At 59.7% G+C, this 305-nt stretch carries 1 protein-coding gene; it reads left to right on the plus strand.

The genetic code is table 11. From position 1 onward, the window contains the following. Nucleotides 1–181 (plus strand): iron dependent repressor, metal binding and dimerization domain protein (locus tag NE591_RS14065; RefSeq protein WP_305145269.1); only part of this gene is annotated, 181 nt, incomplete at its 5' end. Nucleotides 182–305 lie beyond the last annotated feature (124 nt).

Raw genomic sequence — 305 nt, forward strand, 5'->3', positions numbered from 1 at the left:
CGGGCGCCACGCCGAGGCCACCCTCGCCAAGCACCGCTTCTTCGAGCGTCTGCTCGCCAACGCCGGGGTGAATGCGGAAGTTGCCTCCAAAGAGGCATGCCGCATGGAGCACTGCAACTCCACGGATTCTTTCGAGAAGCTCTCCTCCCACCTAGGGCGGATTCAGGATTCCCTTCGATAAGGGATCAGCATCACCAAGCGACCGGCCTCATCGCCTTTGTCAATGCTGTGCCGGCTCATATTCCAAAATAGCCACGATTCGTCTGGCGAGTTCCCCTACCAGCAAAGCGGCCCTCCGAATTGGA

Source organism: Adlercreutzia sp. DFI.6.23 (genome assembly GCF_024462535.1).
GTDB classification, from domain to species: Bacteria; Actinomycetota; Coriobacteriia; order Coriobacteriales; family Eggerthellaceae; genus Adlercreutzia; species Adlercreutzia rubneri.